General features: G+C 64.2%; 18 protein-coding genes. 10 read left to right on the top strand and 8 right to left on the bottom strand.

The window, feature by feature from the left end; all coding sequences use genetic code 11:
• The first annotated feature begins 6 nt into the window (after nt 1-6).
• The gene (locus PG899_RS02930) at nt 7-1,941 is read left to right on the top strand and encodes an amidohydrolase (RefSeq protein ID WP_077096497.1); all 1,935 of its coding nucleotides are present in this window, start codon (nt 7-9) and stop codon (nt 1,939-1,941) included.
• A 42-nt stretch (nt 1,942-1,983) separates the two neighbouring features.
• Here the strand turns inward: PG899_RS02930 and PG899_RS02925 are convergent, their stop codons facing one another.
• Nucleotides 1,984-3,111, bottom strand: a complete 1,128-nt coding sequence (locus tag PG899_RS02925; RefSeq protein WP_077096498.1) for an HPP family protein — start codon at nt 3,109-3,111, stop codon at nt 1,984-1,986.
• A gap of 285 nt (nt 3,112-3,396) precedes the next feature.
• Here PG899_RS02925 and PG899_RS02920 point away from each other — a divergent pair, with 285 nt between their 5' ends.
• On the top strand, nt 3,397-4,518 hold the full coding sequence (locus tag PG899_RS02920) for a glycosyltransferase family 9 protein (protein ID WP_190283615.1): 1,122 nt from the start codon (nt 3,397-3,399) through the stop codon (nt 4,516-4,518).
• A gap of 89 nt (nt 4,519-4,607) precedes the next feature.
• On the opposite strand, the gene metE is transcribed toward PG899_RS02920, so the two are convergent.
• Complete coding sequence (gene metE / locus PG899_RS02915; protein ID WP_060389561.1) at nt 4,608-6,872, bottom strand: 5-methyltetrahydropteroyltriglutamate--homocysteine S-methyltransferase; 2,265 nt, start codon at nt 6,870-6,872, stop codon at nt 4,608-4,610.
• A gap of 182 nt (nt 6,873-7,054) precedes the next feature.
• Here metE and PG899_RS02910 point away from each other — a divergent pair, with 182 nt between their 5' ends.
• Nucleotides 7,055-7,975 (top strand): LysR substrate-binding domain-containing protein, encoded by a 921-nt coding sequence (locus PG899_RS02910; RefSeq protein ID WP_270696959.1) that lies wholly within the window; start codon nt 7,055-7,057, stop codon nt 7,973-7,975.
• Nucleotides 7,976-8,126: 151 nt separating this feature from the next.
• Here PG899_RS02910 and PG899_RS02905 read toward each other — a convergent pair whose 3' ends face one another.
• From PG899_RS02905 to PG899_RS02895, 3 genes are all read right to left on the bottom strand, one after another.
• Nucleotides 8,127-8,933, bottom strand: a complete 807-nt coding sequence (locus PG899_RS02905) for a siderophore ferric iron reductase (RefSeq protein ID WP_077096502.1) — start codon at nt 8,931-8,933, stop codon at nt 8,127-8,129.
• 38 nt (nt 8,934-8,971) lie between these two features.
• Nucleotides 8,972-11,116 (bottom strand): TonB-dependent siderophore receptor, encoded by a 2,145-nt coding sequence (locus tag PG899_RS02900; protein WP_190283616.1) that lies wholly within the window; start codon nt 11,114-11,116, stop codon nt 8,972-8,974.
• A gap of 254 nt (nt 11,117-11,370) precedes the next feature.
• Nucleotides 11,371-12,348 (bottom strand): AraC family transcriptional regulator, encoded by a 978-nt coding sequence (locus PG899_RS02895; RefSeq protein WP_077096504.1) that lies wholly within the window; start codon nt 12,346-12,348, stop codon nt 11,371-11,373.
• A 185-nt stretch (nt 12,349-12,533) separates the two neighbouring features.
• Between PG899_RS02895 and PG899_RS02890 the strand changes: the two genes are divergently transcribed.
• Nucleotides 12,534-13,274: an SDR family oxidoreductase gene (locus PG899_RS02890; RefSeq protein WP_011705821.1), complete on the top strand. Its 741-nt coding sequence runs from the start codon at nt 12,534-12,536 to the stop codon at nt 13,272-13,274.
• Between the two features lie 115 nt (nt 13,275-13,389).
• Here PG899_RS02890 and PG899_RS02885 read toward each other — a convergent pair whose 3' ends face one another.
• A complete protein-coding gene (locus tag PG899_RS02885) occupies nt 13,390-14,295 on the bottom strand; it encodes a LysR family transcriptional regulator (protein WP_077096505.1) in 906 nt (301 codons plus the stop codon).
• 101 nt (nt 14,296-14,396) lie between these two features.
• Between PG899_RS02885 and PG899_RS02880 the strand changes: the two genes are divergently transcribed.
• The 3 genes from PG899_RS02880 to PG899_RS02870 all read left to right on the top strand — a co-directional run bounded on the left by PG899_RS02880 (nt 14,397) and on the right by PG899_RS02870 (nt 17,845).
• Nucleotides 14,397-15,035, top strand: a complete 639-nt coding sequence (locus tag PG899_RS02880; protein ID WP_019838689.1) for an NAD(P)-dependent oxidoreductase — start codon at nt 14,397-14,399, stop codon at nt 15,033-15,035.
• Nucleotides 15,036-15,504: 469 nt separating this feature from the next.
• Complete coding sequence (locus PG899_RS02875; protein WP_190283617.1) at nt 15,505-16,575, top strand: isopenicillin N synthase family dioxygenase; 1,071 nt, start codon at nt 15,505-15,507, stop codon at nt 16,573-16,575.
• Between the two features lie 106 nt (nt 16,576-16,681).
• On the top strand, nt 16,682-17,845 hold the full coding sequence (locus PG899_RS02870) for a trans-sulfuration enzyme family protein (RefSeq protein WP_077096507.1): 1,164 nt from the start codon (nt 16,682-16,684) through the stop codon (nt 17,843-17,845).
• A 79-nt stretch (nt 17,846-17,924) separates the two neighbouring features.
• Here the strand turns inward: PG899_RS02870 and PG899_RS02865 are convergent, their stop codons facing one another.
• Both PG899_RS02865 and asd read right to left on the bottom strand, forming a co-directional pair.
• A complete protein-coding gene (locus PG899_RS02865; RefSeq protein ID WP_077096508.1) occupies nt 17,925-20,702 on the bottom strand; it encodes a M16 family metallopeptidase in 2,778 nt (925 codons plus the stop codon).
• Nucleotides 20,703-21,303: 601 nt separating this feature from the next.
• Nucleotides 21,304-22,419: an aspartate-semialdehyde dehydrogenase gene (asd, locus tag PG899_RS02860; protein ID WP_077096509.1), complete on the bottom strand. Its 1,116-nt coding sequence runs from the start codon at nt 22,417-22,419 to the stop codon at nt 21,304-21,306.
• 339 nt (nt 22,420-22,758) lie between these two features.
• Between asd and sugE the strand changes: the two genes are divergently transcribed.
• From sugE to focA, 3 genes are all read left to right on the top strand, one after another.
• Entirely contained in the window at nt 22,759-23,073 is a 315-nt protein-coding gene (gene sugE, locus PG899_RS02855; RefSeq protein WP_011705814.1) for a quaternary ammonium compound efflux SMR transporter SugE, read from the top strand.
• A 127-nt stretch (nt 23,074-23,200) separates the two neighbouring features.
• Nucleotides 23,201-24,961, top strand: coding sequence for a 30S ribosomal protein S12 methylthiotransferase accessory factor YcaO (gene ycaO / locus PG899_RS02850; protein ID WP_077096510.1), 1,761 nt, complete (start codon nt 23,201-23,203; stop codon nt 24,959-24,961).
• A gap of 380 nt (nt 24,962-25,341) precedes the next feature.
• Nucleotides 25,342-26,190, top strand: a complete 849-nt coding sequence (gene focA / locus PG899_RS02845) for a formate transporter FocA (RefSeq protein ID WP_011705812.1) — start codon at nt 25,342-25,344, stop codon at nt 26,188-26,190.
• Nucleotides 26,191-26,221: the final 31 nt, after the last annotated feature.

Below are 26,221 nucleotides of genomic sequence, written 5' to 3'. Positions count from 1 at the left end.
CACGCAATGGATGGCAAACAACACAACCACCGCCGGGGGCTTGTCGCCCTGCTGATAACAGTCCTGCTCGGCGGCTGCCAGCAGGACAACCGCTCGCAGGAACCGACCAGCACCCTCTACTTCAACGGCAAGATTCACACCCAGGACGACCAGCGCAGCCTGGCCGAGGCCATGGTGGTCGAGGATGGCAAGTTCCGCTACGTCGGCTCGCGCCAGGGGGCCGAATCCTTCATGACCAACGCCACCCGCCAGGTGGATCTGCAGGGGCGCATGGTGCTGCCGGGGCTGCACGACAACCACATCCACCTGCTCGGCACCGTGGCCCTGCCCATGTGCGATCTGGATGGTCAGGCCGTCGATCTCGATCAGCTGGCTGCCAAGGTCAAGGCGTGTCTGCCCCGCTACGCCGCACAACCGGGCGAGTGGCTAGTGGTCAATCAGTGGTCCCCCTATGACGGCAATACCCCGACCGCCAGCCATGCCACCCTGCTGGCCGCCCTGGATGCCGTGGCGCCGGACAATCCGGTGGTGCTGCTCGGGGCGGACGGTCACGCCAGTGCCTACAACTCGCAGGCACTGGCCAGCGCCGAAGATCAGGATGGCAATCAGGTGGGCTTCAACCTCGGCACATTGGCGCCGGGCGGGGTGTTCGAGCGGTTCATCCCCTATGTGGACTTGACCAGCGGCGTCATCCGGGAGGGGGCCCGCAGCGCCATCCCGGTGCCGGACAGCGGGGTGCTGAGCGCCAGCGACGAGCGGGCCGCCACCCAGTACGAGCAGATCCTGCCGGCCATCGCTACCCTGATGGCCTCGCGCGGCATCACCGGCGTGCAGGACGCCTGCGCCACCGACTTCATCCGCCAGCGCCTGCTCAGCATGCAGGCACGGGGGCTGCTGCAGATGCGCATCACCGCCGCCACCTGCTTTCACGAAGATGACTACAGCGGCAAGCTGGACATTGAGGGGCACCTGGCCAAGGCCACTCAGGTCAGAAGCGCCTTTGCCGGCAACCCGCTGATCAAGGCCGATGCGGTCAAGATCTTCCTCGACGGGGTGCTGGAGGGGGATCCCTTCACCGCACCGCCTTTCCTGCCCAACGCCGGCATGCTGGAGAACTACCAGAACCCCCATCTGGCGCTGGATCCGGACAGCGGCCGGGTCACCATCACCGCCGACAGCGAAGACGCCGGCAGCAACGGCATCGTCAACTACCGGGAGGCAGACCTGAAACGCTACGTCACCGCGCTGGACGGGGCGGGTTTTGGCATCCACATGCACAGCATCGGTGATCGCAGCACCCGGGTCGGGCTCGATGCGCTGGCCGCCGCCCGCGCCAGCAACGGCGACCGAGGCATCCCCCACACCCTGGCCCACCTGCAGGTGGTGCACCCGGACGATCAGCGCCGCCTCGGCGAGCTCGGGCTCTACCTCACCTTCACCTACGCCTGGACCACGCCCCAGCTTGCCTACGACATGCTGGTCACCCCCTTCATCCAACCAACCAGGGCCGGCCAGTCCCTGAGCGAGGCGCTCTACGATCCGCTGGGTTATCTGCACCAAGCCCTCTATCCGGTCGAGAGCAGCCGCAAGGCGGGCGCCATCCTGGTGGCGGGCAGCGACGCGCCGGTCGACAGCCGGGATCCCCGCCCGTTTGAAAACATGGCCGCCGGCATCGTGCGGGCGGCCGGCAGCGACGATGCATTTCGCGCCAGCCAGCGCATCTCGCTGGCCGAGATGCTGGCCGCCTACACCATCAACGGTGCCAGGGCGGTGCGTCAGGGGAAGATCACCGGCTCCATCGAGGCGGGTAAATCCGCCGATTTCATCGTGCTCGACCGGGATCTGTTCGCCCTGGTCGAAGCCGGCACGCCGGAGCAGATTGCCGACACCCGGGTCGAGCAGACCGTGTTTCAGGGCAACACCATCTACCCGGCCCCCTGAGCCAAACCGCTGACAACAAAAAGGCCCCGCGAGGGGCCTTTCTTATGGACTGGCCGGCGCGCCGGTTTCGCCCTGCGCCGGATGCAGCGCCAGGTTGAACAGCGCTGCCACCATGTCCGACTGGGTCAGGATCCCCACCAGTTGCTCACCATCCACCACCGGCATGTGGTGCAGGCCGCCATCGGAGAAGGCGCCCACCAGATCGTAGAGCGGTTGATAGCGGCGGGCGGTCGACACGTTGCGGGTCATCAGGTCCGCGACCCGCAACTCGGCCAGATCCGCGGCGCCCCGCGGCTGTTGCTGCGCCCGGTCGATCATCAGGTCGTGCAGGGTGATGATGCCGGTCAGCCTGCCGGCCTCGTCCACCACCGGCAGCGCCTTGACCTGATGGTGGGAGAGCAGTTGCCAGGCCGCCATGGCCGGCTGCGGCGCCTCTATCAGGATCAGATCCCGCGACATCACGTCCTGCACCCGCACCGTGCCCACCCTGGCCCGCAGGGCGTGCAGCTGGGCCTCCTGCAGCAGCGCCTGCAGATCCTGGCGGCTGATGTCGAGCAGCTCGCCGTGCTTTTCCAGCGCAAAGTCGATGTCCTCCGCCTGGGTCGCCACCCGCCCGCTCGGCTGGGGATCGGTGGTCTGGTGGCGGTTGGGCTGGGCCTGACCGCTGTTGGGATAACGGCGCCCCAGCAGCCGGTTGTAGCAGAGCGCCAGTAGCAGCAACAGCAGCGAATTGAGCAGCACCGGCAGCAGCACATAGCCGACCCCGAGCTGGCGGATCCCCTCACCGCCGATGACCGCGGTCAAGGCCACGGCGCCGCCGGGCGGATGCAGGCTGCGGGTGAGAAACATGGCGGCGATGGCCAGCATCACGGCAAGGGCGGCAGCCTGCGCCGGATCCGCCACCAGGCTGGCACTCAGCACCCCCATCAGCGCCGAGACCCCATTGCCCACCACGATAGACCAGGGCTGGGCCAGCGGGCTGGCAGGCGCGGCAAACAGCAGCACGGCGGAGGCCCCCATGGGGGCGATCAACCAATGGACCTCAAGCCCCAGCCCCCACCGACACAAGAGGGCGGTACCCAGCAGCCCGACGAAGGCGCCCAGGGCGCCGTAACAACTCTCTTTGATACTGGTATTGGTGGATACCGGAAAAAAATCCCTGAACTGCATGGGGCTCCTGCGCGGATAACATTTATTTCAAATGCGCAATTTTAACGGCATCCCCTCGCCCAATACCACAGCCAGATGCAGCCAGGCCCCTCTTATTTGGTGCCGTGCGGCCTCATGGGAGTCACACCGCCATCCCTCTGCTCCCCGCGCTCGTCACCAAACTGTGATGCAGCAACAAATTCTTACAAAAAAGCTGCTGGCGGCCCCCTTTCCCTCTTCTCTTAACACGTCCTTAAGAATCGCAGTGTCATCTTGAGCTCATCTTCATGCACGGAGCCACTACTTATGAGCACCATCAGAGATGCCCTTCGCCGCTTCGACGGCCAGCGCCGCTGCTGGACCGCCGGGCTGGAGCGGGCCGCCCTCGCCTGGCTCGCGCGTCAAGGCCGACTGCCGGCAAGCAGCCAGCCTCCCCGGCGGATCCTGGTCATTCGCAGTACCTGCCGTATCGGCAACAACCTGTTTTTGCTGCCCTTTTTGCAAAAGGTGCGCAGCGCCCATCCCCAGGCCGAGATAGAGCTGGTGTGCAGCGGCGGCCAGCTGCTCCCCTTCCTGGCCGATCTGCAACTGCAGCGCATTCATCCGGTCAAGCTGCAGGGCAAGCGGCTGCTGGCCTCCCTGTCGGTGCTGTGGCAGTTGCGCCGTCAGCACTACGATCGGGTCTACGTGCCTTTTGCCTCCAGCACCGATCACCTGATCGCCGGCTGGGTGAAGGCGCGCGAGAAGCTGGGCTTTGACGATGCCAAGGGCGATGCCCTGTTCCCCCAGCCCCTCACTCCCAACCAGCACTGCCATTACGCCCACCAGCCGCTGCAACTGCTCGGCATGCACGGCCATCTCGCCGATCAGATTGAGCTCGGCAGCTTGCTGCACAGCGCCAGCCCACGGCTGGTGGCACTCAGGCATGACTACCCGGCGCGGCCGCTCATCGGCTTTTTCACCGGTGCCCGCAAGGGCAAGGGACTCTCTCTGCCCCAGTGGCAACGACTGCTCGGGGATCTGCGCCGCCACTACCCCAGCGCCCTGTTGATCCAGCTCGAGGATCCCACCGATCCCCAGCCCCGGCTCGGCGACGTGCAGGTCTCCCTCGCCAGCCTGAGCGAGCTGGCCCGCTTTGCCGGCGGCCTCTCCCTCTTCGTCAGCGGCGATACCGGGCCGCTGCACCTGGCCGCCGCCAGCGGCGTGCCCTGCCTCGGCCTCTTTACCCAGACCGATCCCGCCCGCTACGGCTGCCTCGGCGCCCAGCACCTCAATCTGGTGATCGGTGATCGCAATGCCATCCCCCTCGATCACCACTGGCTGGCCGAGGCACTGGCAAGAGAACCCCAGCCGCAGCAGCTGCCGAGCGCCCCCTCGCCCGTCCCGAGTCCAGGGCTTGCCAGCGGCGCCTTTGTCATCACCCTTTGAGGGGGCTACAAGCGCACAAAAAAAGAGGGAAGGCTTGCGCCTTCCCTCGTTCGTTATGCCCGTACTCTCTTGTTGTTTGCTGATGCTCTTCAGGCCAGCTCGGCGCGCAGCGCCTTGGTGGCATCGACCATCACCTTGAGGGCGGCCTCGGTCTCTTCCCAGCCGCGGGTCTTGAGGCCGCAATCCGGGTTGACCCACAGCCGCTCGGCCGGGATCTGCTTGGCCGCCTTGCGCAGCAGGCCTTCAATCCAGCTCTGGCTCGGCACGTTCGGCGAGTGGATGTCGTAGACGCCCGGGCCGATTTCGTTGGGGTAGTTGAAGCGCTCGAACGCTTCGAGCAGCTGCATCTGGCTGCGGCTGGTCTCGATGGTGATCACGTCCGCATCCAGCGCAGCCACTGCCTCGATGATGAGGTTGAAGTCGCTGTAACACATGTGGGTGTGGATCTGGGTGCTGTCCGCCACCGGGCTTGCGCTCAGACGGAAGGCGCGCACCGCCCAGTCGAGATAAGCCTGGTGATCCTGCTTGCGCAGCGGCAGCCCTTCACGGATCGCCGGCTCGTCGATCTGGATGATCTTGATGCCGGCGGCTTCCAAGTCAGCCACCTCGTCGCGAATGGCCAGGCCAATCTGCAGGGCGGACTGCTCGCGGCTCACGTCTTCGCGCGGGAAGGACCAGCAGAGGATGGTCACCGGGCCGGTCAGCATGCCCTTGACCGGCTTGTCGGTCAGGCTCTGGGCAAACTTCGTCCACTCAAGGGTCATGGGGGTCGGCCGGTCGATGTCGCGGGTGATCACCGGCGGCTTGACGCAGCGGGAGCCATAGCTCTGTACCCAGCCGAAGCGGGTGATGGCAAAGCCGTCCAGCAGCTCACCGAAATACTCCACCATGTCGTTGCGCTCGGCTTCGCCGTGCACCAGCACGTCCAGCCCGATAGCCTCCTGGCGCAGGATGGCATCCTTGATCTGGGCCTGAATGCCCGCCTCATAGGCACTGTCGTCGATGCGGCCAGCCCGCCAATCCTGGCGCAGCACCCGAATTTCCGAGGTCTGCGGGAAGGAGCCGATGGTGGTGGTCGGCAACAGCGGCAGCTTGAGATCCGAGCGCTGCGCCTCGGCCCGCACCGGGTAGGCGCTGTGGCGATCGAAATCGCTGTTGGTGAGGCTGGCGAGCCGTGACTGCACCGCCTTCTTGTGCACCCGGCTGTCGGACTCTCGATCCACGATGGGCTGGCTGTAGGCTGTGATCTTGTCCAGCTCCCCGCCATTGAGATGGTCAGCCAGCAGCCCCAGCTCGTAGCATTTTTGCAGGGCGAAGGCGAACCAGCTGCGGGTCTGGGCATCCAGCTCCAACTCGAGGGTCAAGTCCACCGGGCTGTGCAGCAAGGAGCAGGAGGAGGCCACCCAGAGCCGCTCGCCGAGCTTGGCTTTCAGTGCTTTCAGGGTTGGTACCAGCTTGGCCAGGTTGGCACGCCAGACGTTGCGACCGTTGATGACCCCGGCCGAGATGACCCACTGGGCCGGCAGGTGCGGGACCAGGGTCTCCAGCTGCTCGGGCGCCGCCACCAGATCCAGGTGCAGGCCGTCCACCTTCAGGCTGGTGATGATGTCGCGCTGATGGGCCACCGAACCGAAGTAGGTAGTGAGCAGCAGCTTGCAAGGACCGGCCAGACGCTCGTAAGCGTTGAGGTAGGCGAGACGCCACTCGTCCGGCAAGTCCAGCGCCAGCGCCGGCTCGTCGATCTGCACCCACTCCACCCCCTGGGCGGCCAGTTTCGCCAGGATCTCCTGATAGACGATGAGCAGGCGATCGAGCAGTTCGAGGCGGGAGAAGCCGCTCTCTTTCTCCTTGCCAAGCCAGAGGTAGGAGACCGGGCCCAGCAGCACCGCCTTGACCGGCAGCCCCAGCGCCTTGGCCTCTTCCACTTCGTCAAACAGCTGGCTCCAGCCCAGTTTGAAACGCTGGTCGCGGCTGAACTCGGGCACCAGGTAGTGGTAGTTGGTGTTGAACCACTTGGTCATCTCGGCGGCGGCGGCGGCCGGGCCGGTCGGCGCACGGCCACGGGCGACCCGAAACAGGGTATCGAGATCGGTGTCGCCATGACGGTGGCGGGCGGGGATGGCATCCACCAGCAGGCTGGTGCCGAGCACTTGATCGTACCAGGCGAAGTCGCCCACCGGCAGCAGGGTCACACCGGCCTGTTGCTGGGCCTGCCAGTGACGCTCACGCAGGCTCTTGCCGGTGGCGATGAGTTCGGCCTGGCTGGTCTCGCCACGCCAGTAGGATTCGAGGGCAAATTTCAGCTCACGCTTGGCGCCGATACGGGGAAAGCCCAGGGTGTGTGCGCAGGTCATAGGTTCCATTCCTTATGCTCATTCATCTGATGGTGAACTGGATGATTTAGCCATCCAGATGTTTACACATCCAAAATGACAAGATAAGGTGGCGTTGGCTATTGAATCCTTTTCAACTGGCTCTCAAGAAATTCTCAAGGCGGGCAACAAGCCGCCGCCCAGGCACAACAAGGAGGGATACCATGGCGGTGTCAAGCAACCCGGGGATCGACATCAAGCACCTGAAGACGGTGAGCGCGCTGGCCGAGCAGGGCTCGCTGGCCGGGGCGGCGCTGACCCTCAACCTCACCCAGTCCGCCCTCTCCCACCAGCTAAAAGAGCTGGAGACCCGCCTCAATCTGGAGCTCTATCTGCGCAAGAGCCGGCCGCTGGTGCTGACTGCGGCCGGCAACCAGCTGCTGGGGCTGGCCCGCCAGGTGCTGCCCGCGCTGGCGCAGACCGAGAAACAGCTGCAGGCCCTGCACAGCGGCGAGGCCGGTCGCCTCCACCTGGCGCTCGATTGCCACAGCTGCATCCAGTGGCTGCTGCCGCTGTTGCCCGATTTTCGCCGCCAGTGGCCGGGAGTGGATCTGGAGGTGGAGTCGGTGCCGGGCTTTGATGCCATCAGCGCCCTGCTCGGCGGCCAGCTCGACTTGCTGCTCACCTCGGACGTGCAGGCCCGCGGCGATCTCCACTTCGAGCCGCTGTTCGCCTTCGAGCTGGTGCTGGTGATGGCGCCGGATCACCCCCTCTGTGGCCAGCAGACCATCAAGCCTGAGGATCTGCGCCCCGAGGTGCTGCTGGTCTACCCGGTGGAGCGGGCGCGGATGGACGTGTTCAGCCGCTTCTTGCAGCCGGCCGGCATTGAGCCCGCCCGCTGCAAGCCGGTGGACAACACCTCTGTGATGCTGCAGATGGCCGCCGCTGGCCTTGGTGTCGCCGCCCTGCCGCGCTGGGCTTGCGAGGAGTTTGTCCGTCAGGGGCTGCTCGAGGCGCGCCCGCTCGCCGAGGGGGGGCGGCGCCACATGTATGGCGCCGTACGCGCCGCCGACCGGGATCAAGCCTGTCTACAGAGCCTGTTCGAGCGTATTCGCACCAAGATGGGCGACGTAAGAGCGCAGTAACTTGCAGGAGCAAGGACGCTGCGCCGACCAGGATCAGTTGTAGCTGTGGACGGCAGAGCCTGCTTGAGCGCATTCGTATCAAGATAGGCGACGTAAAAGCGCAGTAAAAAGCCGCCTGAGGGCGGCTTGTCATCACGCAGGGCTTCTCTGTTCAAGTACCCTCTTCACAGCTCGCCGCCCCCTGCCGCCGCGGACAGTTGGCGCACAGCTCACCATCGCGGCGCTTGTAGTGCAGGCAGCAGCGCTGGCGCACATAACCGACCAAGCTGGCCGCTGGCGGCCAAGGCGCCGGCTGCCAGCCCGCCAGATGCTCGGCCGGCAGGTCGCAGGCGGCAAGCCAGTGCGGCGCATGGGCCGCCACCTCGGCAGGGCTTATCTCGTCAAAGAACGCGGGCACCCGCACCAGCGCCGCCAGCAGATCGTCCGCCAAGAGCGGGCGCACGAAGCCCGGCCGCAGCCGCTGCACCTGCCCCAGCGCTGCGAACAGTGCCTGCCAATGGGCCTGCAGCCGCTCGCCCGCCGCCTTGATCAACACCTCCAGCTCCCCCTTGATCATGGGTTCGGCCGGCAAAGTAAAACCCGATACCAGCCCATCCTGATAGCCCTGGCCCAGCCTCTCCAGCGCAGGCACGGCCCGCAGCCGATAGACGGCCACCATGGCAAGATAGATGGATTGCCAGCAGAGCATGCCCCAGCTGCGAGTGAGCCAATAGGCGGGGCCCGCCTCCGGATGGGCCAGCCGCCAATACTCGTGCAGTGCGGCCGCCACCTCGGCCGGCGTGGCCTGCTTGGTCGCCGTCAACAGCGCCGCGGCATCACCGGCAGCCACCAGCCGCCCCTTGAGGGACGGGATAAGCCCGGCGGCGGCCGCAAACAGGGCGCCGTGATCCGCCAGCGCCTGCAGATCCGGCTCGCGCCGCGCCCCCGGAGTGCGGGCACGGCGGCCGGCGCCAGTCATGGGGTGAGAGAGTCCCGGGCGCGGCCCGGGACGCAGGGTCAGAATACGTATTTGAGTCGCGCCTCCACGCTGCGCTCTGCCCCGAACCAGCAGTTGTTCTGGTCGTAGCAGGAATAGTAGGTCTTGTTGAACAGGTTGCTGGCGCTGAGTGACACCTCGACCCCTTGCAGACGCTGGCTGAGCTGGGCCAGATCGTAGGAGGCAGCCATGTCCATCAGCAGGTAATCCGGCACGGTGTCGGTGTTGGCGGCATCAAGCTGGGCCTCCCCCACGTAGCGCAGGCCAGCCCCCAGGCGCGCCCCTTCCAGCGGACCGGCCGGCAGGTAGTTGCTCCACAGCGAAGCCATTTGCTTGGGCACCCAGACCGGGGTCTTGCCCTGCAGGCTGGTGGTGTCACGGGTGATCTCCATCTCCTGACGGGTATAGCTCAGCGCCAGATCCCAGCGGCTGGTGAGATCGAGTCGCCCCTCCAGCTCGACCCCCTTGGAGACCATCTCGCCGGTCTGCAGCTTGGGCCCGTAGACATTGTCCGGATCCGTCACCAGGGCATTTTGCTTGGTGATGTGGAACGCCGAGAGAGTGGCGGTCTTGCTCATGTCCTCGGAGAGGAACTTGAGCCCCCCCTCCCACTGCCGGCCGGTAGCCGGTTTGAACGCCTGGCCCTGCTTGTCTGCCCCCGCCACCGGCTCGAAACTCTCGGCATAACTCACATAGGGCGAGAGGCCGTGATCCAGCTCGTAGAGGGCACCAAGGCGCAGCGAGAGGTTGTCCTGATCAATCTGGGCCAAGGTGTTGCTCGCCGCCCCCTGATAGAGGGTCCGGCTGTCGGTGTCCATCCGGTAGCGGTCGTAGCGGGCGCCGCCGATGGCCACCAGCCGATCGAGGCGCACCTGATCCTGCAGGTAGAGGCCGCTCTGGTACTGGCGGATGGTTCGGTTGTCCTGATAGTTGAAGACCAGATCTGCCGGCACTATCTGCTGGTGATTCGGGTTGAAGATGTCGATGGCGGGGGCAGAGTAGTCGAGAGTATCCCGGTAGAAAATGCGTGCATCCAGATACTGGTAATCGACCCCCAGCAGCAGGTTGTGCTGGGCCTTGCCGGTCTGCACCTTGCCCGCCAGCTGGTTGTCGATGACAAAGCCGCGAGACTCTTCATCGGTCAGGTAGGCGTTGCGGGCCAGGGTGCGGTGGTCGGCCGCCAGCGCCGCGTTATAGGTGTTCTGCTGATTGGCCGAGGCATCCATGTAGCGGGCGTTTTGCAGCAGCTGCCAGTTGGCGTTGAAGTCGTGGCTCAGCTTGTAGCCAAGCAGGGTCACCTCCCGGCTGTAGTGGTTCCAGTTTTCATCGCCAAGGAAGGTATCGCTGCCCAGCTGGCCCAGCGGGTTGGATTTGACCGAGCCGCTGGCCGGCACCGTGGTGTAGATGCCGGCTTGCGGGTCTTTCTGGTAATAGAGGTTGAGGTTTAGCAGGGTGCGGTCACTCAACTGCCAGTCGAGAGAGGGCGCCAGCACGTAGCGCTCCTCCTCTGAGGTCACCGCCTGGCCCTCTTTCTGACGGGCCAGCCCCACCAGCCGATAAGCAAACTGATCGTTGAGAGCACCGGTGCTGTCGAGGGTCAGCTCCTTGAGGGTGCCCGTCCCGCTCGCCACGCTGACGCTGTGCCTGCTCTCCCGCTGGGGGCGCTTGGCGATGAGGTTGACCATGCCACCGGGGGGCATGCTGCCATAGAGCACGGAGGTGGGCCCCTTGAACACCTCCAGCTGCTCGATGGCCACCGGATCGATCTGGGGCTGCAGGTTCCAGTCGTTGTACTGCAGCAGCAGACCGTCGTAGAAGTTCTGGTAGTTGTCAAAGCCGCGGATGTTGAACAGATCCAGCCGGTTGACCGCCCCGCCCCGCAATTCGGTGTTGACGCCTGGCACGTAGCGCAGCGCCTCGCTCACCGAGCTGACGCCGCGCTGTTCCAGGGTGTCACCCTCCACCACCGAGATGGCCTGGGGCGTCTCCAGGGGGTCGAGCCGGGTCTTGGTCGCGGTGTTGCGATAGGTCTCGCCGAGCACGGTCAGGGTCTCGTCGGCCCGGGTCTGTGTCGGGCGCTCGGCAGCGGCGGCCTGCACGGGGCCAGCCAACAGGGCGGAGATGGTCGCGGCGACCAGGGTCAAAGGGGGGTGAGTGGCGTACATCTGATCCTCGAACGCAATGATTGAATAGTAACAAATCTCATTTGTATTTTATTGGGTCATTTTGCCCTTGAATTAACAATTTGGGGCATGTTGGTGCTGAAGAGGGAGAAAATGCGGCCAGTTTGGCCCCATCCGGCAACCTCAACTGACAGCAGACACGCAGGCGATGTCGAATGGATAGCAAAGCCTGGCGCAGTCAAAAGGGAAAGAGGGAATAGCCGCACCCGGCATCCGCCGGGCAAGAGGTGGTCAGCTCAGAGAGGGGCGACGGGCAGCCAATACTCCATGCGGGCATCCGGCTGGTTGCCGTCAAAATCGGGGGCGTAACGCTCCAGCTCGAAGCCATCCACCCCGCGATAGCCGGAGCTCGGCAGCCAGTGCAGGATGAACCAGTTGAGGGTCTGCCCCAGCTGGCTAACGGGACCAACGTGGCTTAACACCGCGTAGGTCTGGGCCGGCACCGGGAGGCGCGCCAGACCGGCGGGCAAGCTGGCCCCCTCCTCCATCACGCTGCCCGCCCAATAGGGGAGCGACTCGCCGGCGCCAGAAACATCCACCACCCCCACCCGCTCCTGCCCGGGTGGCAAACCGCCCGCCGTGCGCAGGGCGCGCCAGATGGCGGGCACCGTCTGCTGAAAGTCGGGGGCGGCGGCAAACAGCCCGCGGATCTGCCCCTTCACCCCTTGCAGGATAAAGCCCGGCTGGCTCTCGATCCGCACCTGTACCAGCCTGGCAGGCATGGGCTGCGGTAGGGTAGCCCGCACCAGGGGGGTACGCAGCCCCAGCCGCAGACCGCGCTTGCGATAGGCCAGCGGCGAGCAGCCGAACTGCTGCTTGAAGGCGCGGCTGAAGCTCACCTCGGAGCCAAAACCGTAACAGAGCGCCAGATCCAGCACCCGCTGGCGACCAGACAACAGCGCCTCTGCCGCCTGGCTCAGCTTGAGCTCGCGCACATAATGGGCCACCGTCAGCCCCGTCTCATGGAGGAACACCCGCTGCAGCTGCCAGCGCGACCAGCAGCTCTGCTCCGCCAGCTCGGCCAGCGCCAGCGGCTGATCCAGGTTGGCGTGGATATAGTCGAGCACCCGCTCGATGCGGGTCAGCTGGCTGTGCGGCTGGGGCACGCCGCCCGGAATGGGGGACAAGATGGTCATGACGAGATCGGATCTGGGCTGTCGGCAAGGCGCTGCGCGCAAGGGCCCCATTAAACATGGCCGCGACCTTGGCGGCAAGCGCTGGCCGCTGCGCTCACCCTGGCCCCCTTGCCTACCCCTTAGAACCAGCGCGTCAAGCCAGCTTGGCAGACTGTCACAAAAGTGACGCGTTTGCCTGTCAGATTGTTTGAAAACAAATATATCAATTACCTCAAAAAGCCCATAAAGTCCTCGTTCGAATCTTTTATGCAGGGAGAGCCAAGATGAAGAAAGTTGCCTTGATCACCGGAGCCCGTGGCGGCATCGGATCCGCCATCACCACCGCCTTGCTGGCCCAGGGGTATCGCATCATCGCCACCCACTCCAGCCCCAACGGGGCGGCGGCGCACGACTGGTACGGGGAGCAGGGTTTTCGGCCGGATCAGGTGCGGCTGCTGGCGCTGGACGTCGCCGACACCGCCATGTGCCGCGACACCCTGGGCCGATTGCTGCAGGATGAAGGGCGGGTGGACGTGCTGGTCAACAATGCCGGCATCACCCGGGACGGGGCCTTCAAGCGGATGACCCCGGAGCAGTGGTTCGAGGTGATCCACACCAACCTGTGCAGCCTCTACAACGTGACCCAGCCGCTGTTCGACGCCATGTGCGAGCAGCGCGATGCCCGCATCATCAACATCTCCTCGGTCAATGGCCAGAAGGGACAGTTCGGTCAGGTCAACTACTCGGCCGCCAAGGCGGGCATGCTGGGCTTCACCAAGGCACTGGCGGCGGAAGGAGCCCGCTTCGGGGTGACGGTCAACGCCATCGCCCCCGGCTACACCGCCACCCCCATGGTGGAGGCGATCCGCACCGACATCCTCGACAGCATCAAGGCCGACATCCCCATGCGCCGGCTGGCCAAGCCGGAAGAGATCGCCGCCGCCGTGGTGTTTCTTGCCAGCGAGGCGGGTGCCTATATCACCGGCGAGACCCTGGCCATCAACGGCGGCCTCTACATGAAGTGAGGCCGGGCCTGTTCTCACCGACTTGCGCATCGACAGAGGGCAGCCTGCGGGCTGCCCTCTTTGTTTGATCCTTGTTTGCGCCGGCCAACCGGAACGGCCTTCTTCCTTGCCCGGACTACGGACGTGTCGCCGCTGCCCCCACCGGCTCGGCGAAGTGGCTGCGCAGGGCGGCGATCACCCGGCGCACCTTCTCCGGGATCTCCCGCTGCGGAGTGATGGCGTGGATCTCCATGGGTGGCACCCGAAAGCCCGGCAGCAGTTCCAGCAGGCGGCCCGAGGCGAGATCGTCGGCGATCTCCCCCTCCGGCTGCAGCGACACCCCCTGCCCTGCCAGGGTGAACTGGCGCAGCGGCAGCACGTTGTTGCAGACCACCCGCGGCTTGGGCTTGACCCTGTGCCCCTGCCCCTTCTCGTCGAAGAAGGTCAGCCCGCCGCTCAGCATATCGGCGGCCAGCCAGTCGTGATCCAGCAGCGCCTCCGGGCTGCGCGGGGTACCCTTGCGCGCCAGATAAGCGGGCGAGGCGCACAGCAACATCCGGGTCTGGCCCAGCTTGCGCGCCACCAAAGTGGAGTCCGAGAGCGTGCCGACCCGCAGCGCCACGTCGATGCGCTCGGCAATGAGATCCCGCTTCTCGTCGTCGGCGATGATCTGGATGCACAGGCCGGGGTGGGCCAGCAGCAGCGGCGAGAGCGCCCGCGCCAGCGGCTGGCCGGCCATCCCCACCGGGGCGGTGATCCGCACCTCCCCCAGCAGGCTGTCACGCACCTCCGAGAGGCGCAGCTCGGTCTGGTTGAGGGTCTGCTGCAGGGACTGGCACCCCTGCCACACCACCTCTCCCGCCTCGGTCAGGTTGAGACGGCGGGTAGAGCGGTGCAGCAGGGTGAGGCCGAGCAGGCTCTCCAGCTGGCTGATATGCTGACTGACGGCGGAGGGTGTCATGCCGAGGGCCTTGGCGGCGCCGGTCATGCTGCCCGCCTCGACCACGGCGGCGAAGATGGCGTAACGCTTGAGCTGTTCCATTATTAAATCCAGCTTATAAGTGAATGCAATTTACAATGGATTATTAAATCACATTCGGGGGCGTAGGATAGCCCCATTCCAACAGTGAAGGAGAATCTCCCATGAAAATTGCCCTGATCGGTGCCAGCGGTTTTGTCGGTACAGCCATCCTCAATGAAGCCGTCAGCCGCGGCCATCACGTCACCGCCATCGTGCGTGACGTGAGCAAGGTCGCCGCTCACCCGCAGGTCACCGCCGTGGCGGTGGATGCCCAGGACAGCCAGGCGCTGGCCAAGGTGCTCAAGGGGCACGATCGGGTGATCAGCGCCTACAACCCGGGCTGGACCGCCCCGGACATCTACGACCAGTACCTCAAGGGGGCCAGCGCCATCGTGGCCGCCGCCGTCGCGGCCAACAGCTGGCTGCTGGTGGTCGGCGGTGCCGGCAGTCTGGAAATTGCCCCGGGCGTGCAACTGGTGGATACCCCGGAGTTCCCGGCCGAGTGGAAACAGGGGGCCCTGGCCGCCCGCGACGGCCTCACCGCCCTGCGTCGTGAAACCACCCTCGACTGGCGTTTCGTCTCCCCGCCCGTGTTCCTGGAACCCGGCGAGAAGCGCGGCGGCTACCGGCTCGGTGCCGATCAGGTGCTGTTCAGCGGTGAACAACCGGCCGGGATCACGGTCGGCGATCTGGCCGACGGCGTGCTCAACGAAGCGGAAAAACCGGCCCACCTGCGCCAGCGCTTTACCCTGGGTTACTGAGCCTGAGCCAGGCACCACACAGGGCAGCAACGTCCGTCACACAAAGGGAGGCATCAGCCTCCCTTTTTGCATCTCTGTATTTGGGCATCTCTGCATTTTGCGCATCTCTGTGCTGCCAGCGATGCTCGCCTCTCTATTTGCCCAACTTGCCCAACTCGCGCTCACATTGTGCTCAAGCCGATACATGCCGGGTCAGGCCAACATGGGTGCCAAGTGCGCCGGTATATTGCCATTATCGCCGCTCAATCGGCAGCCACCCGGATGGGTGGCGAATTCTATTTCGATTTTTGTATATAACTAAGAATAATTTGTTGTTTCCGTCTTATAACTCCGAACAGTAGCATCTCCCTCAATCCAAATGGCGCCATCCCTGGCAACAGGGTTGCGGCCGGTTCATCGGTCAGGGCGTCGTCGTTTTCATATCAGGTGTGCGGGTAGCATCCCGCCCCTGGCCAGTGAGGAGGTGCACATGGAACATTCACCACTGCCGATCATCGATCTCGCCGCGCTCGACGGCGCCCCCGAGACCCGTCGCCAGATGCTGGCCACCCTTGGCCGGGCGGCCCGTGAGGTGGGCTTTTTCTATCTGATCGGCCATGGCCTGAGCGAGCAAGAACAGCAGGAAACCCTGGCGCTGGCGGCCCGTTTCTTCGCCCTGCCGCAGCAGGAGAAGCTGGCGGTGCAGATGGTGCACTCCCCCCACTTTCGCGGCTACAACCAGGTGGGGGCCGAGCTCACCCGGGCGCGGCCGGATCTGCGCGAGCAGTTCGACATCATGAACGAAGAGGTCGCCCTCGATGCCGCCAGCCTGCAGCATCCCTGGCAGCGGCTCGTCGGCCCCAACCAGTGGCCGACCGCCCTGCCCGGCATGCAGGCACAGCTGCTGGCGTGGCAGGATAGGTTGAGCGCCATCACCCTCACCCTGCTGGCCGCCTTCGCCGAGGTGCTGGCGCAGCCAGCCGGGGTGTTTGACGACAGCATTCGCGGGGCGCCCCATCAGCACATGAAGCTGATCCACTACCCGGGGCAAGCCGCAGGGGGCAGCGGTCAGGGAGTAGGCGCCCACAAGGATCCCGGCTACCTGACCCTGGTGATGCAGGACCACCACTCCGGGCTCGAGGTGGAGACGGCCGACGGCTGGATCTCGGCGCCGCCCCTGCCGGGCGCCCTGGTGGTCAACATCGGCGAGCTGCTGGAGCTCGCCTCCAACGGCTACCTCAAGGCCACCCTGCACCGGGTGCAGAGCCCGCCGCCCGGGGTATCGCGCCTCTCCTGCGCCTTCTTCATGGCGGCGCGGCTGGATGCGACCGTGCCGCTGCTCAGCCTCTCCCCCGCGCTGGCGGCGCAGGCACAGGGGCCCGAGAGCGACCCGACCAACCCGCTCTTTTATCAAGTGGGGGAAAACGTGCTCAAAGGGAGGCTGCGCTCCCACCCGGATGTGGCGACCCGCCACTATGGTGTCGCCCCGCCGTCCGCCAATGCGCAGACAAGCAGCGAACAGATGGCAAAGCGCGATCGGCGCGAGCCACAACTCGCCTGACGCTGCCATACCTAATAGACGGGGGTGCCACGGCGCCCCCCTTCAGATGACACAAGCAGATGACACAAACAGTTGGGCCACAGCCTGGCAATGACGGAGCAATACAATGAAATTCAAAACCATGAGCGTGCACAGCGGCCAGCGGATCGATCCCCAGACCGGTGCCCTCACCACCCCGCTCTACCAGAGCAGCACCTTCAGCTACTTCAACGCCCAGGCGGGCAAGGAGCGCTTCGCCGGTCAGGCCCCCGGTTTCATCTACAGCCGCTTTGGCAACCCCACCACTGCCGAGCTGGAGCAGAAGCTGGCGGCACTGGAAGGGGCCGACGAAGCGCTGGTGGTGGCGAGCGGCATGGCGGCGGTGAGCGCCATCATGTATGCCCTGGCCGACAGCGGTGATGAAGTGGCCTATATCGGCCCGCTCTACGGTGGCACCGATGCCTTCCTCAAGCAGACCTTCAGCCGCGCCGGCATCAAGGTCACCGCCTACGAGAGCGATCAGGATCTGCTGGCCAACATCCGCCCCGCCACCAAGGTGGTACTGTTCGAAACCCTGACCAACCCTACTCTCAAGGTGGTGGATCCGCGGGTAGTGGTGGAAGCGGCCCGCAAGGTGGGCGCCATTACGGTGTGCGACAACACCTTCCTCACCCCCTATCTGCTGCGTCCGCTCGAGCTTGGCATCGACATCGTCATGCACAGCGGCACCAAGTATCTCGGCGGCCACGGCGACATCATCGCCGGGGTGGTGGCGGGTCGTCATGAGCTGATGAAGTCGATTCGCACCGTGGCACTCAAGCACATCGGCTCCCCCATCGGCCCGCAGGAGGCCTACCTGCTGCAGCGCGGGGTCAAGACCCTGCCCCTGCGCATGGATGCCCACCTGCACAACGCCCAGAAGGTGGCCGACTTCCTGGCCGCCCACCCGGCAGTGAAGAAGGTGATCTACCCAGGACTGGCCAACCATCCGGGCCACGATGCCCTCGGCGCCTTCGCCAGCGGCTTTGGCGGCATGGTGAGTATTGAACTTGAAGGCGGGTTTGAGCGCTGCGCCACCCTGCTCGACAACCTGCAGCTGTTCGTGCAGGCGGTGAGCCTCGGCGATCTCGAGAGTCTCGCCTGCCATCCGGCCAGCACCACCCACGCCGCCATGGACGAGGCAAGCCGCCTCGCTGCCGGGGTCAATGACGATCTCATCCGCTTCAGCATCGGGGTGGAAGATGCCGACGATCTGATTGCCGATCTGGCCGCCGCCCTGGCCCTTATCTGACCGTTTGCCTCTTTTGAGCGCAAAAAAACAGCCCGCCCCCTGCCAGGGGGCGGGCTGTTTTGCTTGCGGCAATCGCCCGCTAGGGGGTGGCAGAGAGGCGCTGCAGCGGCCAGCCCAACGCGGCCAGCTCGGGAGCCAGCGTCTTGGCATCCCCCACCACCAGGATCACCATGTCGTCGGGATCGAGCCAGCGGCGGGCCAGCTCACGCAGGGTAAACGGAGAGAGCCGGCTCACCTGCTGCACCCGCTGCTCCACATAATCCTCTGGCCACCCCTTAAGCAGAATGGGCAGCATGTACTCCATTTCCTGCGGCAACGTCTCGTAATCGAGCGCCTGACCATTGAGCACCCGATCCCGCAGGGTGCGTACCTCCAGCCGGGTCGGCCCCAGCCGCTGATACTTGTCGAGCTCCTGCAGGATCTGCCGCAGGGCTGCCCCGGTCACCCCGCTGCGCACGCTGCTTTGCAGCAGGAAGTGGCCCGCATCGGCATTGCCGTCGAAGGCGGCGTCGATAAAGTAGGTGTAACCCAGCTCCTCGCGCAGCCGGATGTGCAGCCGCTCGGCGAGGGACACATTCATCAGCCGGGTCAGGTAGTGCTCGCCGAAGGCATCCTCCGCCATGGCGCGCCGTCCCACCCGGATCTGGCTGAGCGCCGCCCCGGGATTGTCCAGCAGATAGATGGCCCGTTTCGCCTGCTGGCCGCGCCAGCCGAGGGAGTGCAGGGCCGCGGGCTGACCTGCTGGCTCGACCAGAAAGCCGAGGGCCTTCATCACCCGCTCCTGGGCCAGATCCCCGCTCACCACCACCTGGGCTTCCCCGCTGCGATAGACCGACTGATAAAAGTTGCGCACATCATCCAGCGTCAGCGCACGTACACTGGCCAGCAGATCCGGCCGCTTGCGCCCCTCGAGCAGGGCGCCGAACTGCCAGTCCGCCTGCCACTGGGGATCCTGCATCAGCTGTTGCAGCCACTGGACATGATCAAAGCGGCTGCGCTCAAAATCGGCTACTCGCATGGCGGGCTGCTGCACCAGCTCCCGCACCAGGGCCAGCGTCTCGTCAAAATGGGAGGTGAGCCCCTCGATCTCGACGTAGCTGCGCCCCTCCCCATGATTGAAGCGAATGCTGGCCCCCAGCTGGCGGGCCCGCTCCTCGATGCTGGCCGCCTGCAGCTGCTCGCTGCCAAGGAAGAGCATGGCGTCGGCCAGGGTGGCAACCCCGTCCTTGCCCTCGGGTTCGGCCCGCTCACCGCCCGGCCAGCTGATACTCATGGCAAAGGCCGGCACCTCGTCACTGTAGTGACCGAGCAGGGAGATCCGCTCACCCAGCTTGGCCTGCCACAGGGTCGGCATGGGCACCGGCAAGGCGCCGCCGCTGGCCGGCTCCTGACGCCGATCCAGGGTCTCCTTGATGACATGCGGCAGCAAAGAGGGGGTCGGCCGGGCCAGCGGCAAGGGGGGCGGCTCGACAAAATTGGGGCTGCCCGCCTGCCATTCAGGGTGCTCGGCCGGTACCACGCTCAGCACCACCCTGGGCTTGTTCAGCACATAGCGCGTCAACACCCGTTGCAGATCGGCCGGCGTCACCCGGGCGATGCGCTGGAGGTTGCGGTACTGGAAGTTGGGGTCAGCAAACAGGGTGTGGCCGGTGGCCAGCTGCTCCACCTTGCCGGCCACGCTGTCCAGCGGCCAGATCCGCAGGGCCCGCTGGGCATTGACCGAGTGGGCCAGCTGCTCGCGGGAGACGCCCTCGCTGGCGAGCTGGCCGACGATCCGGTCGATCTCCGCCTTGATGGGGCCAAGCTCGCCCCCTTTGGCCAGATTGGGCACCGCCTCAATCACCAGCATGCAGGCCAGCACGCCGCACTCCTGTCTGGCCGTCACCGAGACCAGCCGGCCACTTTGCTGCAGTTGTCGCTGCAACAGGCTGCTGGCCGAGCCCCCCAGCTGATCCGCCAGCAGATCGAGGGCCTCGAAATCGGGCTCGCGGGCGGAGACGGTCGGATAGGCCAGCACCAGCATGGGCTCGCTGACCCGATCGACCAGGGTGCGATAGCGGCTCTTCTTCAGCGTCACCGGGCGCACCACCGGGCTTGTCTGGGTTGGTGACGGAGGCAGCGCGGCAAAATAGCGCTCGACCCAGGCCAGGGTCTGAGCCGGCTGAATGTCGCCACCGATCACCAAGGTGGCGTTGTTGGGCCCGTACCAGCGCAGGAAGAACTGGCGCACGTCCTCCAGAGTGAGGCGATCCAGATCCGCCACCCGACCAAACGGCGTGTTGAAATAGGGGTGATTGGGGGGGTAGAGAGTGCGGTTGAGCACTTCCGGCACCCGGCCGTACGGAGCAGCATCTACCAGGGTGGCTCGCTCGTTCTTGGCGATGTCGCGCTTGGCTTCCAATTTCTGCTGGTAGAGGGTATCGAGCAGAAACCCCATGCGATCCGCCTCCAGCCAGAGCACCTTCTCCAGCTGATTGGCTGGCAGCGTCTGGTAATAGCGGGTCTGATCCTGGGAGGTCAAGCCGTTGATGTTGCGCCCGCCCACCTGTTGCAGCAGCCGGATGTAGCCCTCCTCCCCCACGTGGGCTGAGCCCTGAAACATCATGTGTTCGAACAGATGGGCCAGCCCGGACTGGCCGGGGGCCTCTTCCGGCAGCCCAACCCGGTAGTGGACCGCCACGTGCACCAGGGGATCGGAGTGATCCTGGGTCAGGATCACCGTCAGGCCATTGTCGAGCCGATATTGCTGATAGGGCACGATCAACGGATCGGCCACTTTTTTCTGCTCCTTGACCAGCACCGGGCCGGCCAAGGCCAAGACACTGAAGAAATATAGCAAACTCCACACGACTCTCATGTTATTTCCCAATTTTCAAACCTGAACATTATTATTGGCGGTCGCGGCGCGTCGTTCATATCCAGCGCGCAACAACGAAAAAATGGCGACAGCCCTCTGCAGGTGCCTCGCATTATTGATGACATGAATAATATTTTTCCGGCAGCAAAGTCTGCCCCGAGCCAGTCAATGCAGCCGCCAAAGGCTGGCAGCCTGCAACCCGGCCGTGGCCGTCAGTGTAATCAATCAAGCCCCGAAGGGATATCAGCAACAGACGTGCTTTTGTAACAAGGTATATATCTGGTCCATCAGTCAACGCCCTTGAATAGCCTGAACGGCGCTATTTAACCGTGTTAACTGTGCCGGTTAACAGTGCCGGAAAATATCGTCGGCCTGACGCTGCGCCCACTGCTGGGAAATAAGTCTGCCGTTATTGAGTCACGAACAAATAAGCCCGGCGGGTAGTCAATATTGATGCCATTAATAACAAGCTGATGGCAGGCGCCTTGCCGGCGCCACTCGCCAGCCCATCTTTTTTGCACTCGCTGCCGGCCTGCAAGAGTGGCAAAGGCGCAAAAAAACAGGGGGCCGCGGCCCCCTGTTCATGCTGGGTGCAACCGGATCAACCGCGATCCAGCAGGATGTTGAGCATGCGGCGCAGCGGCTCGGCGGCGCCCCACAGCAGCTGGTCACCCACGGTAAAGGCGGCCAGATACTCCGGACCCATGTTGAGCTTGCGCAGACGACCGACCGGGATGCTGAGGGTGCCGGTAACGGCAGCCGGGGTCAGCTCGCGGGCGGTGATGTCGCGATCGTTGGGGATCACCTTGACCCAGTCGTTGTGGGCAGCCAGCAGGGCTTCGATTTCCGCCAGCGGCACGTCTTTTTTCAGCTTGATGGTGAAGGCCTGGCTGTGGCAGCGCAGGGCGCCGATGCGCACGCACAGACCATCCACCGGAATGGCGGCGTGTTCGATGCCGAGGATCTTGTTGGTCTCGGCCTGGCCCTTCCACTCTTCGCGGCTCTGGCCGTTGTCGAGCTTGGTGTCGATCCAGGGGATGAGGCCACCGGCCAGCGGCACGCCGAAGTTGTCCACCGGCAGGGTGCCGGAGCGGGTCTTCTCGGTGATCTTGCGCTCGATGTCGAGGATGGCAGAGGCGGGATCCGCCAGCTCCACCGCCACTTCATCGCGCAGCAGGCCCATCTGGGTGACCAGCTCGCGCATGTGGCGCGCACCGCCACCGGAGGCGGCCTGATAGGTGGCCACGCTCACCCACTCCACCAGATCGGCCTTGAACAGGCCACCCAGGGCCAGCAGCATCAGGCTGACGGTGCAGTTGCCGCCGACGAAGGTCTTGATGCCGTTGTTCAGGGCATGTTCGATGACGTCGCCGTTGACCGGATCCAGGATGATGACCGCATCCTTCTCCATACGCAGGGAGGAGGCGGCATCAATCCAGTAGCCCTGCCAGCCGGCGGCTTTCAGGCGTGGATAGACATCCTTGGTGTAGTCGCCGCCCTGGGCGGTGATGATGACGTCCTGTGCGGCCAGCGCCTCGATGTCGAAGGCATCCTGCAGGGTGCCGGCATCGACGCCGAAATTGGGGGCGGCCTCACCGGCCTGGGAGGTGGTGAAGAAGGTGGGCTGAATGCGGGAAAAATCCTTCTCTTCCTGCATCCGGCTCATCAACACCGAACCCACCATGCCACGCCAACCGACCAAACCTACTTTTTTCATAATGTCCTACCCTGGATAGCTGCTTATAGAAACCGAGTGTGATACCCGTGATCCCTTGTCCGGCGCGGGCCGTTTACAAGCGGTTCACAAAATATGGGTTGCGAAAAATGCGTCTGTCCACATTACGGATTGTGACGGCGGGCGCAAGTCGAATTGCGCAATATTCTGTGCCGTTCGCTGCAATATCCGTCAGCCTGGCCGACCTGCGGGCAGCCGGTTGGCATCCCGCCCCCACTTGGGGCATCATTGAGACCGACCGGCAGCCCCGCTGCCCCTTGGGGACGACCCCGAGGCCTCCTGATACGCAGGGACGACCCTGCTGCCTGCGGAATCTGCCTTATGTCCTGGTTGCTCCTGCTGTTGGCCGGCCTGTTCGAGGTCGCCTGGGCCATCGGCCTCAAATACACCGACGGTTTCAGCCGTCCCCTGCCCACCCTGCTGACCCTGATCGCCATGGGGGTGAGCGTGCTGCTGCTCGCCATGGCGGTCAAACAGTTGCCCCTTGGCACCGCCTACGCGGTATGGACCGGCATCGGCGCGGTCGGCACCGTGCTGATGGGGATCTGGCTGTTCAACGAACCGGCCACCCTCGCCCGGGTGCTCTGCCTGCTGCTGATCATCGGCGGGATCCTGGGTCTGAAATTCATCGGCTGAGCCGTGACCGACCTCGGTTGAATGGAGAGCAAAACGGGGCATGGGCCCCGTTTTTTGCCTGCCAAACGCGCCGACCCCTGCTATTATCTGCGGCCAAACATGAGCCAATAAAAATCAGGATATCGTGATGACCGACCACACTTTTATTCCCGGCAAGGACGCGGCGCTGGAAGACTCCATCGAACGCTTCCAGACCAAGCTGCAAGCTCTGGGCTTTGATATCGAAGAGGCCTCCTGGCTCAACCCCGTGCCCAATGTCTGGTCCGTGCACATCCGGGACAAGGAGTGCTCCCTCTGTTTCACCAACGGCAAGGGTGCCAGCAAGAAGGCGGCGCTCGCCTCCGCTCTGGGTGAATATTTCGAGCGTCTCTCCACCAACTACTTCTTCGCCGACTTCTATCTGGGCGAGCAGGTCGCCAATGGCGACTTCGTTCACTACCCGAACGAGAAGTGGTTCCACATCGAGGGGGATCAGCTGCCCACCGGTCTGCTCGACCCCTTCACTCGCAAGTTCTACAACCCGGACGGGGAAGTGACCGCCGACATGCTGGTGGATCTGCAATCCGGCAACGAGGAGCGCGGCATCGTCGCCCTGCCCTTCGAGCGCCAGTCTGATCACCAGACCGTCTACATCCCGATGAACATCATCGGCAACCTGTATGTCTCCAACGGCATGAGCGCCGGCAACACCCGCACCGAGGCCCGCACCCAGGGGCTGTCGGAGGTGTTCGAGCGCCACGTGAAGAACAAGATCATCGCTGAGGCCCTCAGCCTGCCGCTGATCCCGAACGAGGTGATCGCCCGTTACCCCGGCATCAAGGCCTCCATCGATGCGCTGGAAGCCGAAGGCTTCCCCATCTACAGCTTCGACGCCTCCCTTGGCGGTCGCTACCCGGTCATCTGCGTGGTGCTGCTCAACCCGAGCAACGGCACCTGCTTTGCCTCCTTCGGTGCCCACCCGCGCTTCGAAGTAGCGTTCGAGCGCACCGTCACCGAGCTGCTGCAGGGCCGTAGCCTCAAGGATCTGGACGTGTTCGTGCCGCCCTCGTTCGACAACGAGCAGGTGGCGGATCACCACAACCTGGAGACTCACTTCATCGACTCCTCCGGCCTCATCAGCTGGGATCTGTTCAAGCAGGATGCGGACTTCGAGTTTGCCGACTGGGACTTCCGCGGCACCTCGCAGGAGGAGTTCGATCACCTGATCGGCATCTTCCACGAGCTGGAGCAGCCGGTCTACATCGCCGACTACGAGCACCTGGGCGTCTACGCCTGCCGCATCCTGGTGCCCGGCATGTCCGACATTTATCCGGCCGAAGATTTGCTGCTGGCCAACAACACCATGGGTGCCCACCTGCGGGAGACCATCCTGGCGCTGCCGGCGCTGGAGTGGGACGCGGAGCAGTACATGGCGCTGTTCGACCAGCTGGATGAAGAGGGTCACGACGAGCGCACCCGGGTGCGCGAGCTGCTCGGCATCGCCGCCGCCAAGGGCACCGCCCTGCACACCCTGCGGGTGGGCGAGCTCAAAGCCATGCTGGCACTGGCCGCCGGCGAACTCGACACGGCGCTCGATCTCATCGACTGGACCATGGAGTTTAACCAGTCGGTCTTCCCGGCCGATCGCGCCAACTACTACCGTGCCCTGCGCACCTGCGTCGAGCTGTTCCTGGATGAGGATCGCGACCCCGAGCAGTACCGCGCCGTGTTCACCCGCATGTATGGTGCAGAGACGCTGGCACAGGCCTGGGCCCACGCCAGTGGCGAAGCGCGCTTCCACGGGTTGGCAGCTGCCGACCTGTCCCTCAGCCAGTTCCCGCTGCATCAGAAGCTGCTGGCAGCCTATGAGAAGCTGCAGAAGGCCAAACGAGCCCACTCATGGGGCTGATGTGGTAGTATGTGAAGGGGCCCTGATGGCCCCTTTTGCTTTATGGTCGCCAGAGAGGCGATTTGTTATTCAAAGATGAAATAAAAAACAAAAAATACCTCTTAGGGGGTTGCCAAGCCGGGGCAGAGAATGCTGGGGAGATGCAAAGATGCCTTGCCAGTACCATTTTTAGGCGATGAAAAATAAATTGTTTAAAATCATTGCATTAAAAAATCAGCATTTATGTTTCAGCTGAAACCTGGTGTAAAGCAACGCTGCCGGAGGACTCAAATTTTTGTAGTAAAATTACATTCACAATCTGCAATTCTTGATCGGAGTCAATTTTGACGATCTGGCCCTTTGTTATGATTTCCACAGGCAAAACATCAGGTACATGAGAATTGAAAGCAGAATCTCCCTTTGATTGTCTCAAGCCAGAAGCCATCGCTGCACTGGCAGAAGATATCACCTATGCCAAGGCCACCAAGCCTGCATACAAGGTCATCCCCCTGGCCATCACCGCAGGCGCTTTCATCGCCATTGCTTTCGTCTTCTTCATCACGGTGACTACCGGTGCCGGCAATGTGGCCTGGGGCCTCAGCAAGCTGGTCGGCGGTCTCTGTTTCGCACTGGGTCTGATCCTCTGCGTGCTGCTCGGTGCCGAGCTGTTCACCTCCACCACCCTGACTCTGGTGGCCAAGGCGGCCAACCGCATCACCTGGGCCCAGCTGTTCAAGAACTGGGGACTGGTCTACTTCGGCAACCTCATCGGCGGTCTCATCATCGTCGGCCTCATCATCATGTCGGCCGAGTACATGGCGGCAGATGGTCAGTGGGGTCTGAACGCCCTCAAGGTGGCCCAGCACAAGATCCACCATACCTTCTTCGAGGCCCTTGCCCTCGGTATCCTCTGCAACCTCATGGTGTGTCTCGCCGTGTGGATGGCGTTCGGCGCCCGCAGTGCGACCGACAAGGTGATGGTCATGCTGCTCCCCGTCGCCATGTTCGTGGCCTCCGGTTTTGAGCACAGCATCGCAAACATGTTTATGATCCCGGTCGGTATCGCTATCCATGCGGTAGCAGGCCCGGAATTTTGGCAGGCCATCGGCCAGGACCCGGCGACCTTTGCCGACCTGACCGTATCCAACTTCGTCCTACACAACCTCATTCCCGTCACCATAGGTAATATCATTGGTGGTGGCGTCATGGTTGGTCTGACTTACTGGTTTATCTTCCGTCGTCATCATTAAGGATGATTGCGGGATACTACATCAATACCGT

Source organism: Aeromonas sp. QDB39 (assembly GCF_027707585.1).
Lineage (GTDB): Bacteria > Pseudomonadota > Gammaproteobacteria > Enterobacterales > Aeromonadaceae > Aeromonas > Aeromonas hydrophila.
Note: the sequence above shows the minus strand (reverse complement) of the source record. Positions and strands in the feature narration are given on the sequence as shown.

Bases quoted from the DNA above. Each gene is read 5' to 3' on its own strand.
- PG899_RS02930 (WP_077096497.1), top strand. From the start codon at position 7: ATGGATGGCAAACAACACAACCACCGCCGGGGGCTTGTCGCCCTGCTG.
- PG899_RS02925 (WP_077096498.1), bottom strand. From the start codon at position 3,111: ATGCAGTTCAGGGATTTTTTTCCGGTATCCACCAATACCAGTATCAAA.
- PG899_RS02920 (WP_190283615.1), top strand. From the start codon at position 3,397: ATGAGCACCATCAGAGATGCCCTTCGCCGCTTCGACGGCCAGCGCCGC.
- metE (WP_060389561.1), bottom strand. From the start codon at position 6,872: ATGACCTGCGCACACACCCTGGGCTTTCCCCGTATCGGCGCCAAGCGT.
- PG899_RS02910 (WP_270696959.1), top strand. From the start codon at position 7,055: ATGGCGGTGTCAAGCAACCCGGGGATCGACATCAAGCACCTGAAGACG.
- PG899_RS02905 (WP_077096502.1), bottom strand. From the start codon at position 8,933: ATGACTGGCGCCGGCCGCCGTGCCCGCACTCCGGGGGCGCGGCGCGAG.
- PG899_RS02900 (WP_190283616.1), bottom strand. From the start codon at position 11,116: ATGTACGCCACTCACCCCCCTTTGACCCTGGTCGCCGCGACCATCTCC.
- PG899_RS02890 (WP_011705821.1), top strand. From the start codon at position 12,534: ATGAAGAAAGTTGCCTTGATCACCGGAGCCCGTGGCGGCATCGGATCC.
- PG899_RS02885 (WP_077096505.1), bottom strand. From the start codon at position 14,295: ATGGAACAGCTCAAGCGTTACGCCATCTTCGCCGCCGTGGTCGAGGCG.
- PG899_RS02880 (WP_019838689.1), top strand. From the start codon at position 14,397: ATGAAAATTGCCCTGATCGGTGCCAGCGGTTTTGTCGGTACAGCCATC.
- PG899_RS02875 (WP_190283617.1), top strand. From the start codon at position 15,505: ATGGAACATTCACCACTGCCGATCATCGATCTCGCCGCGCTCGACGGC.
- PG899_RS02870 (WP_077096507.1), top strand. From the start codon at position 16,682: ATGAAATTCAAAACCATGAGCGTGCACAGCGGCCAGCGGATCGATCCC.
- PG899_RS02865 (WP_077096508.1), bottom strand. From the start codon at position 20,702: ATGAGAGTCGTGTGGAGTTTGCTATATTTCTTCAGTGTCTTGGCCTTG.
- asd (WP_077096509.1), bottom strand. From the start codon at position 22,419: ATGAAAAAAGTAGGTTTGGTCGGTTGGCGTGGCATGGTGGGTTCGGTG.
- sugE (WP_011705814.1), top strand. From the start codon at position 22,759: ATGTCCTGGTTGCTCCTGCTGTTGGCCGGCCTGTTCGAGGTCGCCTGG.
- ycaO (WP_077096510.1), top strand. From the start codon at position 23,201: ATGACCGACCACACTTTTATTCCCGGCAAGGACGCGGCGCTGGAAGAC.